The 15,765-nt window shown below is 56.0% G+C and carries 9 protein-coding genes; 2 read left to right on the top strand and 7 right to left on the bottom strand.

Annotation, left to right across the window (positions count from 1 at the left end; genetic code table 11):
• Nucleotides 1-33 precede the first annotated feature (33 nt).
• Nucleotides 34-4,161: a PSD1 and planctomycete cytochrome C domain-containing protein gene (locus RISK_RS04260; RefSeq protein ID WP_053061053.1), complete on the top strand. Its 4,128-nt coding sequence runs from the start codon at nucleotides 34-36 to the stop codon at nucleotides 4,159-4,161.
• Nucleotides 4,151-5,569: a DUF1501 domain-containing protein gene (locus RISK_RS04255; RefSeq protein ID WP_047812970.1), complete on the top strand. Its 1,419-nt coding sequence runs from the start codon at nucleotides 4,151-4,153 to the stop codon at nucleotides 5,567-5,569. The genes RISK_RS04260 and RISK_RS04255 overlap by 11 nt, the downstream gene beginning before the upstream one ends.
• Before the next feature lie 286 nt (nucleotides 5,570-5,855).
• On the opposite strand, the gene RISK_RS04245 is transcribed toward RISK_RS04255, so the two are convergent.
• From RISK_RS04245 to RISK_RS04215, 7 genes are all read right to left on the bottom strand, one after another.
• Complete coding sequence (locus RISK_RS04245) at nucleotides 5,856-7,280, bottom strand: sulfatase (RefSeq protein ID WP_047812968.1); 1,425 nt, start codon at nucleotides 7,278-7,280, stop codon at nucleotides 5,856-5,858.
• A gap of 47 nt (nucleotides 7,281-7,327) precedes the next feature.
• Nucleotides 7,328-9,001: a sulfatase family protein gene (locus RISK_RS04240; protein WP_047812967.1), complete on the bottom strand. Its 1,674-nt coding sequence runs from the start codon at nucleotides 8,999-9,001 to the stop codon at nucleotides 7,328-7,330.
• Between the two features lie 61 nt (nucleotides 9,002-9,062).
• Nucleotides 9,063-9,782, bottom strand: coding sequence for a family 16 glycoside hydrolase (locus RISK_RS04235; RefSeq protein WP_047812966.1), 720 nt, complete (start codon nucleotides 9,780-9,782; stop codon nucleotides 9,063-9,065).
• A 72-nt stretch (nucleotides 9,783-9,854) separates the two neighbouring features.
• Nucleotides 9,855-10,790, bottom strand: coding sequence for a 3-keto-disaccharide hydrolase (locus tag RISK_RS04230; protein WP_315852635.1), 936 nt, complete (start codon nucleotides 10,788-10,790; stop codon nucleotides 9,855-9,857).
• 149 nt (nucleotides 10,791-10,939) lie between these two features.
• The gene (locus RISK_RS04225) at nucleotides 10,940-12,313 is read right to left on the bottom strand and encodes a Gfo/Idh/MocA family protein (protein ID WP_047812964.1); all 1,374 of its coding nucleotides are present in this window, start codon (nucleotides 12,311-12,313) and stop codon (nucleotides 10,940-10,942) included.
• A gap of 92 nt (nucleotides 12,314-12,405) precedes the next feature.
• Complete coding sequence (locus tag RISK_RS04220) at nucleotides 12,406-13,956, bottom strand: sulfatase family protein (protein WP_047812963.1); 1,551 nt, start codon at nucleotides 13,954-13,956, stop codon at nucleotides 12,406-12,408.
• 64 nt (nucleotides 13,957-14,020) lie between these two features.
• Nucleotides 14,021-15,502, bottom strand: a complete 1,482-nt coding sequence (locus tag RISK_RS04215; protein ID WP_047812962.1) for a sulfatase family protein — start codon at nucleotides 15,500-15,502, stop codon at nucleotides 14,021-14,023.
• Between the last annotated feature and the right edge of the window lie 263 nt (nucleotides 15,503-15,765).

The raw sequence follows: 15,765 nt of genomic DNA, 5'->3' as shown, positions 1-15,765 counted from the left end.
CCCTTCGCGGTGTCCCTCCTCCAGGCAATTCAAATGAATTCACTCCGCTGGTATGCATTGAGCTTCTTGATCGCCGCGAGCGTCGTGGCAGCCCATGCCGACGAAGGACTTTCGGACGCTCAAGTGGAGTTTTTCGAATCAAAGATCCGACCGGTGTTGGTGGAACACTGCTATGAATGTCACAACAGCGATTCGGCTCAGGAAGGTGAGTTTGCCTTGGACTGGAACGAACCGCTGCGAACTGGCGGTCAGTCAGGAAAAGCAATCGCGGAGTCCCCCAGCAACAGTCTCTTGCTGCAAGTGATGCGACATGAAATCGAAGGACTCGAAATGCCCGAAGGGGGCGAGAAGTTGAGCCCTGCGATTCTCGCTGACTTCGAACAATGGATCACCATGGGAGCACCGGATCCACGAGACGCTCCGCCATCCCCAGAAGCGCTGGCCAAGTCCACGTCTTGGGACGCCATTCGAAACAAGCGAGCCAAGTGGTGGAGTTTCCAACCCATCCGCGAGGTTCCCATTCCTGATCTAGAGCAAGGTTGGTCCAACCAACCGATCGACCAATTTGTGTATCGCAAGATGCACGCCACCGGTTTGAGTCCTTCCCCGCAAGCTGACCGGGTGACACTGATCCGGAGGCTGCATTTCGCGTTGATTGGATTGCCGCCGACTCCGGCCCAAATCGATGCCTTCGTGAACGATGATACCCCCAACGCATACGAACAACTTGTCGATCGACTGCTCGACTCTCCCCATTTTGGCGAACGTTGGGCTCGCCACTGGATGGACTGGTTTCGATACGCTCAGTCACATGGAAGCGAAGGCGATCCGCCTATCGTTGGAGCGGATCTGTACCGCGACTACTTGATCCGCGCGATCAATGCTGACGTGCCCTACGACCAACTGATCCGAGAACACATCGCCGGGGACCAACTCGCGCAACCGAGAATCAATCCCGAACTCGGGATCAATGAGTCGATCATCGGAACGGCCCACTGGCGGATGGTTTTTCATGGATTCGCGCCCACCGATGCCTTGGACGAGCGGGTGCGATTCACGGACGACGCGATCGATGTCGTCAGCAAAGCGGTGTTCGGGCTGACGGTTTCGTGCGCACGCTGCCACAACCACAAATTCGATGCGGTCAGCCAAGCCGACTACTACGCCCTTGCGGGAATCGTTGGATCCACGCGGCCTGCCCGGGCTGCCATCGATCTGCCTCAACGATTGAACATTCACCGTGACTCACTCGCCAACCTGAAACCTTCGATTCGCGACGCGATCACTGCTGACTGGCGGCCCGCCGCTGACCAACTCGTCGCTCGACTGCAGGACTCGATCGCGAATCCGACGCAGACAGAAGGTCCCGGTGCTTTGGTTGCGCTGTGGACTTCCCTGCAGAGGGAAATCAAAGCGGGTTCGTCATTCGAGGACGCGTGGCAACGCCGGGTTCAGGAGCACGACGCATTGCTAGAAGAACAGCGTCGATTTGCTGAACAAAGCTTCCCTCACAATTGGAACTTGGCAAACGAACAACCGGCCAACGAATGGTTTGCCTATGGCGATGGACTTGTCGATCGCGCGAGCGCCGATCGTCAACCGACCCCCACACCGGCAGGCGAGTTTTCAGTCTCGGTCAACGATCCCAACGCAGCCCTTCGAGCGATCTATCCTGCGGGTCTCTTCTCACACCTTCTCAGCGACAAGCTTCCCGGTGTGCTGACATCCACCGACTTCCGCGTGGGCGAGGAACAGCGTCTATGGTTGCAAATCGCGGGCGATGGCCAGGCATCCAATCGCTATGTGGTCCAAAACTATCCTCGCAATGGAACCGTTTACCCAGTCAACAATCTGGCGGGTCCCAAGGCGAAACAATGGCATTGGCAGGAGTTCAATCTCAGTTACTGGCAAGGCGATGACGCACACATTGAATTGGCCACCGCCCGTGACGCTCCCTTGCTGGTCAAGAACAGCGACCGATCTTGGTTTGGGATTCGTCAAGCGATTGTCACCTCACCGGGGCAAAGTCCACCGGCAGACTACCAGGAATCTCAGTCACCTGTTTTTCAAGCGGCTCGAACCCGCCAGCTCCAGTCGATGGAGGACCTCGCCACGCTCTACCGAGACGTCATCGAGCAAGCGATCGAAGCCTGGCAAAGCGAAACGCTCAGCGATTCCCAAGCGTTGCTATTGGACGCGTGTTTGCAACACAACCTGCTGCCCAACGCGCTGGATCAGCTTCCCAAGGCCAAACCGCTGATCGAACGCTACCGTCAATTGGAAGCCGAAATTCCTGTCGCGACGCGGATCCCAACGGTTGCTGAGTGGAAGGGGCAGGACCAAGCCTTGTATCTTCGCGGCGATCACAAACAGCCGGGTGCTCCCATTCCCAGACGATTCCTGGAAGCGTTTGATCCGTCCCCCTATCAAACGCAACTCAGCGGCCGCAGCCAATTCGCGGAAGACCTGATCGCGGATGAAAATCCGCTCACAACTCGCGTGCTTGTCAACCGACTGTGGCACCATCTGTTTGGCCGCGGCATCGTGGCAACGACGGACAACTTCGGTCGTCTGGGAGATCAACCAACGCATCCTGAACTGTTGGACTACCTCGCCACTCAGTTCCGCCAAAACGGTTGGTCACTCAAAACGATGATCCGCCAAATGGTGACCTCCATGACATGGAGACAGCAGTCCCAGCCAACCGAAACGGCTGAGCAGCTTGACCCCAAAAATCGGTTGCTCTCCTACCGAACAACCACTCGATTGGATGCCGAAGCCATTCGGGATTCATTGCTGTTTGTATCGGGGCGTTTGCAGATGACTCCGCCGCAAGGTTCCGTCGCGGGGAACAGCGATCGCCGGTCGGTCTACGTCCGTGTGATCCGCAACAACATGGATCCGTTCCTGGCCAGCTTCGATGCCCCGGTTCCCTTTTCCTGCAAAGGGCGTCGCGATGTGACCAACGTTCCGGCCCAAGCTTTGATGATGCTGAACAGCCCGTTTGTGGTGGGAACGGCGAAGTCTTCCGCTGAGAGCCTATTAGCGGATCCGTCGCTGACAGACACTCCCGCCAAAATCGGGGCCAGTTGGCGACAGCATTTCGGACGAGAACCGACTCCGGCGCAAGTCGCAGCGGCCGAGCAGTTCTTGCATCAAAGCGAAGTGAACTACAACGATCTCCGCCAAAAAATCTCGCGGCTCGACCAAGAAATTGCGGAGGCCACTCGCGAGATCGATACGATCCTTCTTCCCGCTCGCCAGCATTTGATCGCAGCGAAGAGCGAAATTCATGACGCTGATTTGCAGCAACCATCCACGACCGCTCCTGATTCGTCTTCCCGTCCAAGTCCTTTGAAGGAGTGGGACTTTCAACGACTGTCCGAATCCGACTCCGACTCCACCGCGAAGGACCTGACACTGCATGGCTCGGCAGCGATCCAGGATGGGGCATTGATTGTCGATGGCAATGGCTGGGCGACCTCGGATCCCTTGCCCGTGACCTTGTCCGCCAAATCGCTGGAAGTCGTCGTGCAATTGGATGACCTCCAACAAATCGGTGGCGGTGTGATCTCGGTGCAAACGACGGATGGTCTGCTGTTCGATGCCATCGTGTTCGCTGAACGGGAACCACAACGCTGGATGAGCGGAAGCGACTACAGCAAACGGACACAGAGTTTCCAGGGCACCGCCGAAGACGTCGCCAACACTGAACCGGTCCATCTGGTGATCACCTATGGCAACGACGGAAAGATCACTTGCTATCGCAATGGTCAGGCCTACGGAAAGGCTTATCAAACGACGGTGCAATCTTTTCCAGCCGATCGCTCACACGTGATCTTCGGCATGCGCCACGGCACCGGCCTCTCGAAAGGTCGAATGCTGAAGGGACGCCTGTTTTCCGCGAGACTTTACGATCAGGAACTGTCATCCGAGCAAGTCAAATCCCTGGCCCAAAACGCGACACACATCGTTTCGCGTCAGGCCATCGTTGACTCTCTGTCCCCGGCAACGCGAGATCGCCTGCTCACGCTCGAAGCACAACAGGCGGAACTTCAGCGGCAACGAGACACGAGCCCTGCGTTCCCGGAACCGCAACAGCACTGGATCGATTTCACGCATTCACTGATCAACATGAAGGAGTTCCTCTATGTCCGCTGAGCCTTCCCCGCACTATCTCGCCTCTCGTCGTCACTGGTTGAAATCCTGCAGCAGTGGGTTTGGCATGCTGGCGCTGTCGAGTTTGCAACACCGCCTTCATGCGGCTCAGGCAAACCTTTCGATCCAACCGAAAGCGACCAAGGTCATCCTGTGCTACATGTCGGGTGGAGTCTCGCATGTGGATTCCTTTGACCCCAAACCGGAGCTGAAAAAACGGCATGGCCAAGCGATGCCCGGCAAAGTCGAAAAGACTCAGTTCAACAACAATGGTTCCATCTTTGGCAGCCCCTTCGCGTTCAATCGGTACGGCGAGAGCGGACTGGAAGTCAGCGACCTGTTCCCCGAAATCGGAAAGTGTGCCGATCACTTGGCGGTGGTTCGTTCCGCGACAACCACAGTGAACGAACATTCACAAGGAAACTATGTTGCTCACACCGGATTCCCGTTTCTAGGTCACCCCAGCGCAGGTGCTTGGATCAGTTACGGTCTTGGATCCGCCAACGAAAACCTGCCCGGTTTCGTAGTCTTGCAAAGCGACGGAGGCCTTCCGCCTCTGGGCGGGGCCGGCGTGTTCAGCAGCGGTTACTTGCCCGCCCAACACCAAGCATCCATCCTGCAATCCGACCGCCAAGAGCCGATCCCTCACATCCAACCGGCTCAGGCAGCCGACATGCAGCGGCGACAGCTTGACTTCGTCGCCCAAATCGATCAATCCTTCGCAGCTCAATCACGCAACCAACAGGTCGACGCCGCGATCAAGAACTATGAGACCGCGTTTCGCATGCAGACTTCTGTTCCTGAGGTCTGCGACCTCTCCGATGAAACTGCCGCGACGCACAAGCTGTATGGCATCGATGATCCTGACCCGATGACCGCAGCCTATGGGAAACAAGCCCTGCTGGCTCGCAAGTTGGTTGAAAAAGGCGTCCGCTTTGTCGAACTGTCGTGCCTTTCACCAGCGACGGTTGCGCCCGCCTCCTCGCATCCTTGGGATCAACACGGCAACCTCGAAACAGGACATCGCGCCATGGCACATGAAGTCGATCGTCCGATCGCCGGATTGCTCCAAGACCTAGACGCTCGCGGATTACTCGATGAAACCTTGGTCGTGTTCACCGGGGAATTCGGCAGAACGCCCTTCTCGCAAGGATCCGCTGGCCGTGACCACAATCCATTCGGCTTCAGCATGTGGTTGGCAGGAGGCGGCGTGAAAGGCGGAACCGTCTACGGCGCAACGGACGAACTGGGATACCATGCCGTCGAAAACCCGTGCACGTTTTATGACCTCTGGGCAACTGTTCTGCATCAGCTTGGCATCGACCACGAACAGTTGACCTTCCGAAGCGGTGGTCGCGATTTTCGACTCACCGATGTTCACGGGAACGTGCTTCACGACATCCTTGTTTGAGCCGCAACCGCTTGGGACAAAAAGGTTGCCAATTGCTCAACAATGACTCAGTCAGAGGTCGGTGTCACGCCCCATGCTTCCGCCCCAAATGCAAGCAGGTCGGCAGGAATGATCGGGCACAATCATGTGAGCCGTTTGGGCGTTCGCCCCGGTTGTACGTGGGAGCAACAACGCTTTCCGAAAGAGTCCAAATGCGGAAAGACTCCTGCCGACCTGCTTCGGAGTCCTCGCCGAGGAACAACGCTTTCACTGGCACCGGCATGATCATCGAGTTCAGGTCAAGATCCTATCGAGAACGCTCGCCCCGCGAGGCTTTCTCAACGGCCTCGCTTCGTGCGTCTTCTTCTTTCCGGACGTTCGCACCATGAGCGTCGCTCCACTTTGGCGCCACGTTGTCGGCATCCCAGGCCTGGATCATTCCCGACAAACGAGCCACCTGCTCGGGATGCTGATCCGCCAAATCGTTCCGCTCCCAAGGATCATTCGCGAGATTGAACAGCAATTTCCGTTCTTTGTAGCGACTGTCGACCAGCTTCCAATTCCCATCGCGAACCGCATAACCATACGAATCGTTGCCCATCGAATATCGCCAGAACAAAGAGCGTTCCGGCAAACGTTTGTCTGCATCGGTCAACGCAGGCAACAGGTTTTGGCCATCGAGTTTTTCATTTCGAGTCGGGTCCATTCCCGCGGCTGCAAGTGCGGTGGGAAACAAATCGAGCGCAGTGATCGGTGAGTGTTCTTTCACACCGCGTCGAACCGTTCCCGGCCAGGAGACCAAGAACGGCACGCGTATGCCGCCTTCAAACAGCATGCCCTTGTGACCTCGGTATGGAAAATTCACCGCATGCTCGCGACGACCACCGTTGTCGCTGTAGAAGATGACCAACGTGTCTTCGTCCAACCCCGATTCGCGAATTTGGTCGACGACTCGACCGATGCCTTCGTCCATCCCCGCGACCATCGCCCCGTAAACAGCCCGACCTCCGTATTCGATGTGTGCCGTCTTCTGCAGGTGCGCTCGCGTCGCGTGGTCAGGTGCATGTGGTGCGTTGTAAGCCAGATACAAAAAGAACGGTTCGGTCTCGTGACGCTGGATGAACTTGACCGCTTCGGTTGAAAAGTCGTCGGTCAAATGGGTCAACGTTTTGGGGTCCACCGGTTCGTCCCCGCGGTGCACACCCAGAGAAGGATCCTTTTTGCCCAAGTCGCCCCAATAACTGAATCCGCCTCCACTGAAGCCAAACCATTCATCAAACCCACGACGATTGGGCCAGAACGGCTTTGCATCACCAAGGTGCCACTTGCCAATTGCACCGGTGACGTAACCTGCCTCCTTCAGAGCATCCGCCAAAGTTCTTTCCGTCAGTGGCATCCCCGGGGTGTCTTCCCCGTGCCACTGCGTCTCCGGTTCTGGATTGGACTCGTGTCCAAAACGTTGCTGATGGCGGCCCGTCAACAACCCAGCGCGGCTGGGACTGCAGTACGGGTGCGACGCATAACCGTTGGTGAAGACCACTCCAGATGCCGCCAGTTCGTCTAAACGCGGCGTGGGGATCTCTTTGCATCCATTGAAACCAACGTCGCTGAAGCCCAGGTCATCCGCCACGATCAGAACAATGTTCGGACGCTCTTGTGCATAGACACCTGACGCAGAAAGGCCGAGCAGGACCGCCAAAAGCAAAAATAAAAGACGACTTCGTTTCAACATGAGAGCACTGACTGGATGAGTGGGAATTGAATCAACAACGGAATCCATCACTTCGACTTGTAGTTTTCTTCACTATCGACGGTGTAGCGAAGCACAGCAGGAAACCCTTCGCCGCGAGCGTCCGTGAGTTGTTGTTTCCAAACGCCGCGAAGCTCTTCCAACTGCGTCTTCGCGGCAGGATCGTCGATCAGACTATTCAATTCGTCGGGATCGTTTTCCAAATCAAACAACTCTTCGTGAATCGGTTCTTCGCCACGCAAGGAAGCTTCTGCATGATTCCGATACAGCGCGATTTCATTGTCGTGAATGCCATACAGCATGGTGGACGACTTGATACCCAGATCTTTGGCCACCTGAATCTTGACCGAGGCGGGAACACAATCGTTGCGGTAGTACCGGATGTATTTCCACCGCTTGTCCTGCACCGCCTCAATGCGTGGGTTGCCGAAATGGGTCACCCACAAGTTTTCGGTGAAAACATAATCCCGAATCGCGCCGCCGTCGCCACTCAACAGTGGCCGCAACGATAGACCTTGAAATGTTTCGGGTTTTTCAATCTCAGCCAAATCCAGCATCGTCGCGGCGATGTCGATCGTCTGAACCAACTCGTTGCAACGAGCTCCTCTCAGCACCGTCGGCAGTTCCGGATCGAAAACGATCAGCGGCACATGAGTCGTTTGCTCGTAGCACAACGCTTTCCCACCAAGACCGTGTTGCCCCATGAACAATCCGTGGTCGGAACAGAAGATGATGATCGTGTTGTCGTCCACGCCTTCGGTCTCGAGCTTCGTCCGTAAGTTCCCGATCAAACGATCGATTCCGGTCAGGGATTGCATTTGCCGAATCGTGCGTTCTTTCAACGCCTCAGGCGTGTCGACAAAGTTGTAGCTGGCCTGCCGTTCGCTCGCTCGCAACACATCCGCTGGCAAACGCGGCGTCTCAATCTCGTCCTTCGCAACGTAGTGCTCCGGCAAAGGAATCTCGATGTCACGGTAGAGCGACTTGTAGATCTCATCATCGCTTTCTCGCTGTTGCATGGTGCCCGTTCCCGCACTGTGCGGCAGGTTCAAACAGATGCTCAAGCAAAACGGCTTGTCCGCCGGACGTTCGTCCAGGAATCGCACCGCGCCGTCCAAGCGATGCTCGTAGGACATGAAATCCTGGGCACCTTCGTTCACGATCTCCACCTGGGTGTCGTACGCCGCTCCTTCGAAGATTTCATGGACATCCTTGGGATAAAAACGGATGTGCCCGTGTCCAGCGTAGAAGTAGTCAAACGACTCTTCCATCAAACCGCTGTTGTAACCGCCTTTCCCAATCGGCGCGTGGTTCTTTCCGACATAGCCGGTGTAGTACCCGTTCTCTCGCATGATCACAGGATAGGACTTCGCCCAAGCCTCCGGCGCGACACTGGTTCCTGAATTGAAATTCACGCCGTGCTTGCGTTCGTACTGACTGAGAAAAATCGAAATCCGACTCGGAGTGCAAATCGCGCTGGTCACATAGGCTCGATCAAAGAACACGCCTTCGCGAGCCAACTGGTCGATGTTCGGCGTCCGAGTCAACTCGTTTCCGTCGCAGCCCATCATCCCGTAGGACTGATCATCCGTGAGAACGAACAGAAAGTTCGGCCGAGATTCGGCAGCTGGCAGGCTGGTAGCACACATCGCCGCGAGAAACAGCAACAACGGTGTGAGATTGATTGAGTGGTGGATTCGCATGAGTTCGGGTTTGAGCAGGGGAGGGCAGGGCAGCGGAGAACGTGCGGGACACAAACCAGATTCACTCCGTCGCGAAGACTTTCAGGTTGTCAAAATCGATGCTGGTTCCGTTCACCGTCATCCCAAACTGTGTCTTCGTTGGATGAGCGAATCCCGGCGAGTCCAAAGAGACCACTTCGTTGCCATCAAAATGAACCGTCATCACAGTCCCACGAATGATCAATTCCAGTTGGTGCCATTCCCCTCGCTTGGCACTGATCTCCGCTGACGCTTGCGTACGAGCTAACAGAGCGTCCAATTCTTTTTGTTCTTCCGCTGGCAGTGACTTCTGCTGGCGCTTTTGACGAACCTCTAAGTTCATGGATCCCAGCTTGTCATCGCTGATCGAAATCCGCTTGGGTGACAGCGATGCACGCGCGACGTGACCCGCGTGCACGGATTTGTCATTGTTGTCGTCGATCACAAAGTTGAAGCGGCTTCCGCCATTGAACCGGAAGTCAAACGACACATAAAGATCGCCAAACTCCATCTGCTTTCGCATGGTGGAGCCATGGTCGTCCCGAATTTGTTTGCCGAACAAGACACCATCGCGGATGCTCCATCCGGCCTCCATTCCTCGCCCGGTCCGATAGCCTTCGCCCAGCGTCGAACGACCTTCGAAGTCATCCTCAAACAAAACTTTGGTTTCGGGCAATCCAGAGGATGCTTCGTCGGCGACGAGCGTTGAATGTGTCAACAAGGAAGTCGTCACAAACGCGACGCAAAGGATGGGTCGAAACATAGTTTGGGTTTGGAAAACGAGAAGGAAGGTCAATGGAAGGAAACGAATGACAAGGACGGGATTTCGCCTCATTCACTGATGTGCCGTGGACGAGCCTGGAACGATCCAGATGTTGCGAAACCGGTTGGGATTGCCATGGTTCTGAAGGTAGATCGGGCCTTCGCTCACTTCGGGTCTTGGACCAGCTGGCCCGCCGCCCGTTCCCTCGGGCAGTTCCACCCGGTCGTGAATCAGGACACCATTCTGGGTCACCGAGATCACTGCGGACTGGATCTTCTTTCCGTCCTCGAATCGAGCCGCGGTGAAGTCGATTTCCATGCTCTGCCAAGCCAGCGGTGGCAAGCAAACATTCCCATCGGCTTCGCGAATACCGTAGATGCTGCCGCACCACGTGTTGACAGGTTTCAACATGCCCATGTCCTGCCATGCCAGGGGACTGGGGTCCAATCCAAAGTTGTCAGAGATCTGCACTTCATAGGCCCCGACCGCGAAAACGCCACTGTTGCCGCGATGCGGGTGACTGATCGGTGGTTCGGGTTTCAGCGGGATTTGAAATTCAAGGTACAGTCGGAAATCCTGAAACGTTGCTTTGGTTCTTGCTCCCGCTTTGAGCACACCATCCTCGATCTTGCCGTTCTGCCAAGCGTTTGTGTTCGTGCCATCAAACAACACGATCGCGTCAGCCGGCGGCTTCTTTCCGACAACCGATGCACTGCGATCAATCTTCTGCCAGCCCGCAACACGCGACTCGATTCCTTCGCGATCCGACCACTCATGCATGACAGGCTTGCCATTCCAACCGGCTCCGGGAAATCCACCTTGGAACACTGAAACGTAGAACCGGCCCTCAGACGGCGTGACCTGCATCGCTTGATCATCTCGAACGAATTCGCCGACAAACTCAAATCCATCGAATTCGGCTTGCGCTTTCGCAGTGGTCGTCCAGACCACTGCGTCGGGATATGGATGAATCTTCGGCTTCGCTTTTGCGGTCGTGTCCGCGGCCATTGCACCGCACACAGGGCCAAGCACCAGCAAAAAGAGAGCAAAGAGACAGACGGACACTTGGGGGCGAGTTGTCATTGACATCGAACACGTGAAACAAATGAGTGAGACGACTTCACAGGGAGGGGAATCATGTGGACAAGGCGAACGCCTCACATGTCGATTTCATAACCAGACCGATAGGGTCGCTTCATCATCGCAGCGGCCTGTTCATCGCCAACGACACTCTCTGTCGCTTGATCCCACTCGACTTTGCGTCCCAACCGACAACAGATGCCGGCCAAGTGACACACGTTGAGCATCTTCATGTGTGAATGCACGTCGGAAATCGGCAGCACTCGATTGTCAATCGCATGCATGAAGTTCGCCCAGTGTGCAGGGCGGTCATTGCCTTCCATGGGCATCCCGCGATAAATCTTCGAAATCGCATCTTCGGCGAGCGGGTTCGATTCCAAGTCTTCAACGGGTTTGCCAACTAGCTTGCCACGATTGACAAAGATCCGGCCTCGTTCGCCTTCAAACAAAATCCCGTTGTCGACGTCGTGGCGAATGTTCATCTCGACATCGCCATCCGCGAAAGCGACGCGAAGATCAAACGCTCGTGCGGTGTTGTAGCGATTGTTTTGCAGCGGCACTCCGTTGCGAAAATCCACGTCATGCTTCGCGGTCCCGTCGACCGAAACGGGGTCGTTGTTCTGCCCCGCCGCGGCGATCCCCAGCATCGCGATGTCAACGTGGTGTGCTCCCCAGTCGGTCAATTTGCCTCCGGAATGTTCGTACCACCAACGGAAATGCGTGTGCCCATTGGTGTAGTTCTTGTCCGCTCGTTTGGCGTCCTTCGCATAGCGATATTCCATTTCAGGACCGGGCCCCAGCCATCGGTCCCAGTCCAATCCTTTGGGCACATCGGCCACGGGAATCTCGGGGCTCCATCCCCCCGCATCGATTCCAACAACCAAGCGTTTGAGTTTGCCGAGTCGACCTTCCGCGATGATTGCCAGAGCACGATTGAACTTGTCGAAACTGCTGCGCTGCTGCGTTCCGACTTGAACGACACGTCCGGTTTGCTGTTGAACCTTCCGGACTAACTTGCCTTCGTCGATCGTCAACGTCAGCGGTTTTTCACAGTACGCATCTTTGCCCGCCAACATCGCCTCAATCAGAATTTTCGCGTGCCAGTGATCGGGCGTTGAGATTTGAACCAAGTCGATGTCATCGCGAGAAAGCACTTCGCGGTAGTCACGAAACAATTCGGCTTTGCCATCACATAGCAATTCGTTGCCATGCTTCAGATGATCTTCGTCGACATCACACAGCGCGACCAAGTCCGCGAATTCTTTTCCAACGGGCGAAGTCCGTGTCCCGTTTCCGCCGACGCCGATCAACGCAAACCGTTTGCGTTCGTTCGGTGACTTGGCAAGCGATTGCCGAACCGGCAAGGCCCACGGAGTCAGCGTTGCCATGGAGACAACTCCGGCGGTCTTCAAAAGATCTCGACGAGACTTGGAGGCGGTGGGAATGCTCATGAACAATCAATCGTGGAGGGCTGAGAATGTGGGTATGAAATGCGTCACTCATCGAACGAGCGAGCCAACAAATGACTCGCGCCGCGTGAGAGTCACTTCCGTTTCGCCTGATTTCGCTCTCGTTCACGGATGGTCACGCCCGGTCGTTGCATCTTCGAATTCACATCACGAAAAACCCAAGGTTCCCAGGCCTTGCGAGCCGATTCCCACTCCTCCAACGTTCGAGTTGGATACCAACTTGGCCATCCGAATTTTTTATAATCGTATCGCTCCGAATTGGCGTGAGCCCATTCGTCCACCGAGCCCGAAGGAAGCGATTCAGGGAAGACATCCAAGGCACGAAATTCATCACTGACTCCCTGGTCGAGAATCACGTGTTTTCGCCACTTGTTGAGTTCCTGAAGCATTTCATCGCGAACACTGGCGTACGTGGGATCATCCGCGACGTTGTGGACCTCGTGCGGATCCGTTCGCAGATCGTACAGTTCCAACTCTGGTTTCGTCGGAGCGAAGAAAGCCGCTTGTTCGGGTGTGAGTTGGCCACGCATGTGCATGACGTTCATTTCAGCTAGCACCGGGTAAGCCCCTTCCTTGTACTGGTTGTATTGGCAGTAGGCTCGCTCAGGCATCACGTTCTGAATCAGCTTGAAATCAGCGGAACGGATCGCTCGCATGGCGTCGTGCGTTTCATCCATTTTGTCGCGGGCGGCAAAGACATACTGACGATTCCGAACTTCGTCGCTCAACAGATTCTTTCCATGCAGAGGCACGGGGGCATCGATCCCAGCCGCTTCCAAAATCGTCGCGCAGATGTCGATTGACATCACCAAGTCATCGCTGACTTCACCCGGGGAAACCTTGCCAGGCCAACGCATGATCATGGGAATGCGAATGCCACCGTCGTATAGAAACTGCTTGCCGCGAATATGACACCGACCATGGTCTCCGATGAAAAACACAATCGTGTTGTCTGCGAGGCCTTCCTCGCTGAGTCGTTTCAGTATCTCGCCGACCTCGCGGTCAACCAATTGCATTTGTTCCAGTCCATTGGCCCAATCCCGTCTGACAAAGGGGGTGTCGGGGTAGTAAGGCGGCAACTCGACATCTTCGATCGCGATCGGCCGTTGCGGGTCGCGTTTCCACTGGCGGTGAGTGCCACCAAACGTGATCCGAGCGAAGAAGGGTTGTCCGTCAGCTCTTTGTTTCCAATCGGTGCCCTCGAACAACTCGTCCTTCCGATTGGGAACGAAATTGCAGTCCGTTTTGGAGCTCATCAACGCGGTGAAGTACCCCGCATCGGCAAACAGATGCGGGATGGGCCGAACACCGTGCGGCAACGGTTGCTTGTCATATTCACGGTGTTGGTTGGCACCAATGTAGTTCTGATGAAACCCCGTCATCATCGCGGACCGCGAGGTCGAACAAACCGGCGAAGTCGTGAAAGCACGCTCGTACCGGATTCCTTCGGAGGCCAGCCTGTCAACGTTCGGGGTGTGGATCCCTTTCGTTCCATAACAAGACAAATCCGCGGACCAATCTTCGATGGTGATCCAAAGCACATTGGGTCGTTCATCCGCCTTCGCAAAAGCAGCGTCAACGACACCGATAACGCAGATCAAAAGGACCGAAAGAATGGATTTCATTGGAGAATCAAATTTTCAGGGGGATGTGGCTGGAGAGAGGCAAACGTTCGTCGATCAGCGTGGCTCAGTAGGCCCCATTCGTTCCGAACATTTGGTTCTTCGATGGACGCGGACGAACCCGAACGGAATGGTCTGGCTCACCCGTCACGCGGTCGAACTCATCTGGTGTACGGCGACTGGGCAGGTAGTCACCGGTTCGATTGGTCCACTCCACGAGTGCTGACTGCAATCGCTGACGAACGGATTGATAGGCAGGGTCGTCAAACCGATTGTGCAACTCGCCCGGATCACGTTGCAAGTCGTAGAGTTCCCACTTCGCCCGCGGGGAATTGAAACAAGCTTCCTGTGCGGCGGTGAGCTTTCCGGCTTCATGCAGACGCAGCATGGCTTGCCAAGTCAGGCCTCGTCCCGCGTCCGCCGATGGTGTTGGAGGAAGGTCGACGTAGTCATTGCGAATCAACTTGTATTGCTGGGTCGCCACGGCGCGAGCATGGTCCTCGTAGTCGTGCCAGTGATCTTCCGCGAAAGCGAATTCGCGATGCGATCGCGTGCTGTCCTTCAAAACCGGAACAAAGCTTTGACTCGAAGGGGAGAATGTTTCGCTGCCTTCCACGCCAGCCAAATCCAAGAAAGTGGCGCCGATGTCGACCGCGCTGACCAAAGCCTGGGTCGTCTGGCCCGCCTGGACTTGGTCGGGATAGCGAACGATCCAAGGGGTTCGGATTCCACCGTCGTAGAGCGATGTCTTGTCACGAGGAAACGGACGGCCGTTGTCGCTGATGAAGAGAACGACCGTGTTGTCAGCGACGCCCTGTTCGGCCAGTTTTCGCATCACCTTGCCGACGTAGGAATCGAGACGCCCAATCTCGTCATAGTAAAGACGCAGGTCTTCGCGGACATCAGGAACGTCTGGAAGGTGTGGCGGAACGATGATGTCGTCATGCGTGTGAGGTGGATCCAGTGCACCGTCGTTGTATTCGCGGTGCGGGTCCAACGCTGCCAACCACAGGAAAAACGGTTGATCCTTGGGACGTTCCTCACAGGCTCGCTCCCAATCTTCGCAACCACTGGGCTGCGCCGCGATCATCTTCGCAGGTTGGCCGTCCTTTCCACTGGGGAGCACAAAACCGGCCGTCGAGGCCTCGTAGACTCGATCAAAGTGATCGCGAACAGCGTCACCCATGTGCCACTTGCCAGCCGCGGCGGTGTAATAGCCCGCTGACTGCAATCGCCCCACGAATGTGTCGCTTGATTCCGGCAACGGCCAGTGCAACTGTTCCGCGCCCGTGTTGTGGGGATACTTGCCCGTGATGATGCTCGCACGGGATGGGCTGCATGAATTCGTGGTCAGGTAGGCGTGTTCGAAACGCATGCCTTCCGCTGCCAGGCCGTCGATATTGGGAGTGCGAATCGCCGGATGACCATAGGCTCCACAATCGTCCCAGTTCATGTCATCTGCGATGATCAGAACGATGTTCGGAGGGGACTGAGCCATCACGGACGAGGTGATGCAACAAGCGATCAGAGCAACAAGGAATCGGTGCACGAGAATCCAGCGGGAGAGAGGCGGGCAAACGTTCGCTTTCGCAAGAAAACGCGAACATCAACGAAGATGCCTCGAGTCGACACGAAGCCCCCTGCGGCGTCGACAACGCCCTTCAGTGGTTCTATGCGTCAAACATCGAGCCTTCAACGGCTCACCAGTCTACACCGATTCCAAGATTCTCGCGCCGGTTCTCAACGCGTGAAAACGAGTTTTCAATCAATCCAAACGTATAGATCCCTGTCGGTTCAGGGGAGACTCCCGCA

Source organism: Rhodopirellula islandica (assembly GCF_001027925.1).
GTDB lineage: Bacteria > Planctomycetota > Planctomycetia > Pirellulales > Pirellulaceae > Rhodopirellula > Rhodopirellula islandica.
Note: the sequence above shows the minus strand (reverse complement) of the source record. Positions and strands in the feature narration are given on the sequence as shown.

Coding starts and splice junctions, on each gene's coding strand:
- RISK_RS04225 (WP_047812964.1), bottom strand. CDS start 12,313: ATGAGCATTCCCACCGCCTCCAAGTCTCGTCGAGATCTTTTGAAGACC.
- RISK_RS04245 (WP_047812968.1), bottom strand. CDS start 7,280: ATGTTGAAACGAAGTCGTCTTTTATTTTTGCTTTTGGCGGTCCTGCTC.
- RISK_RS04235 (WP_047812966.1), bottom strand. CDS start 9,782: ATGTTTCGACCCATCCTTTGCGTCGCGTTTGTGACGACTTCCTTGTTG.
- RISK_RS04240 (WP_047812967.1), bottom strand. CDS start 9,001: ATGCGAATCCACCACTCAATCAATCTCACACCGTTGTTGCTGTTTCTC.
- RISK_RS04255 (WP_047812970.1), top strand. CDS start 4,151: ATGTCCGCTGAGCCTTCCCCGCACTATCTCGCCTCTCGTCGTCACTGG.
- RISK_RS04230 (WP_315852635.1), bottom strand. CDS start 10,790: ATGGCCGCGGACACGACCGCAAAAGCGAAGCCGAAGATTCATCCATAT.
- RISK_RS04260 (WP_053061053.1), top strand. CDS start 34: ATGAATTCACTCCGCTGGTATGCATTGAGCTTCTTGATCGCCGCGAGC.
- RISK_RS04220 (WP_047812963.1), bottom strand. CDS start 13,956: ATGAAATCCATTCTTTCGGTCCTTTTGATCTGCGTTATCGGTGTCGTT.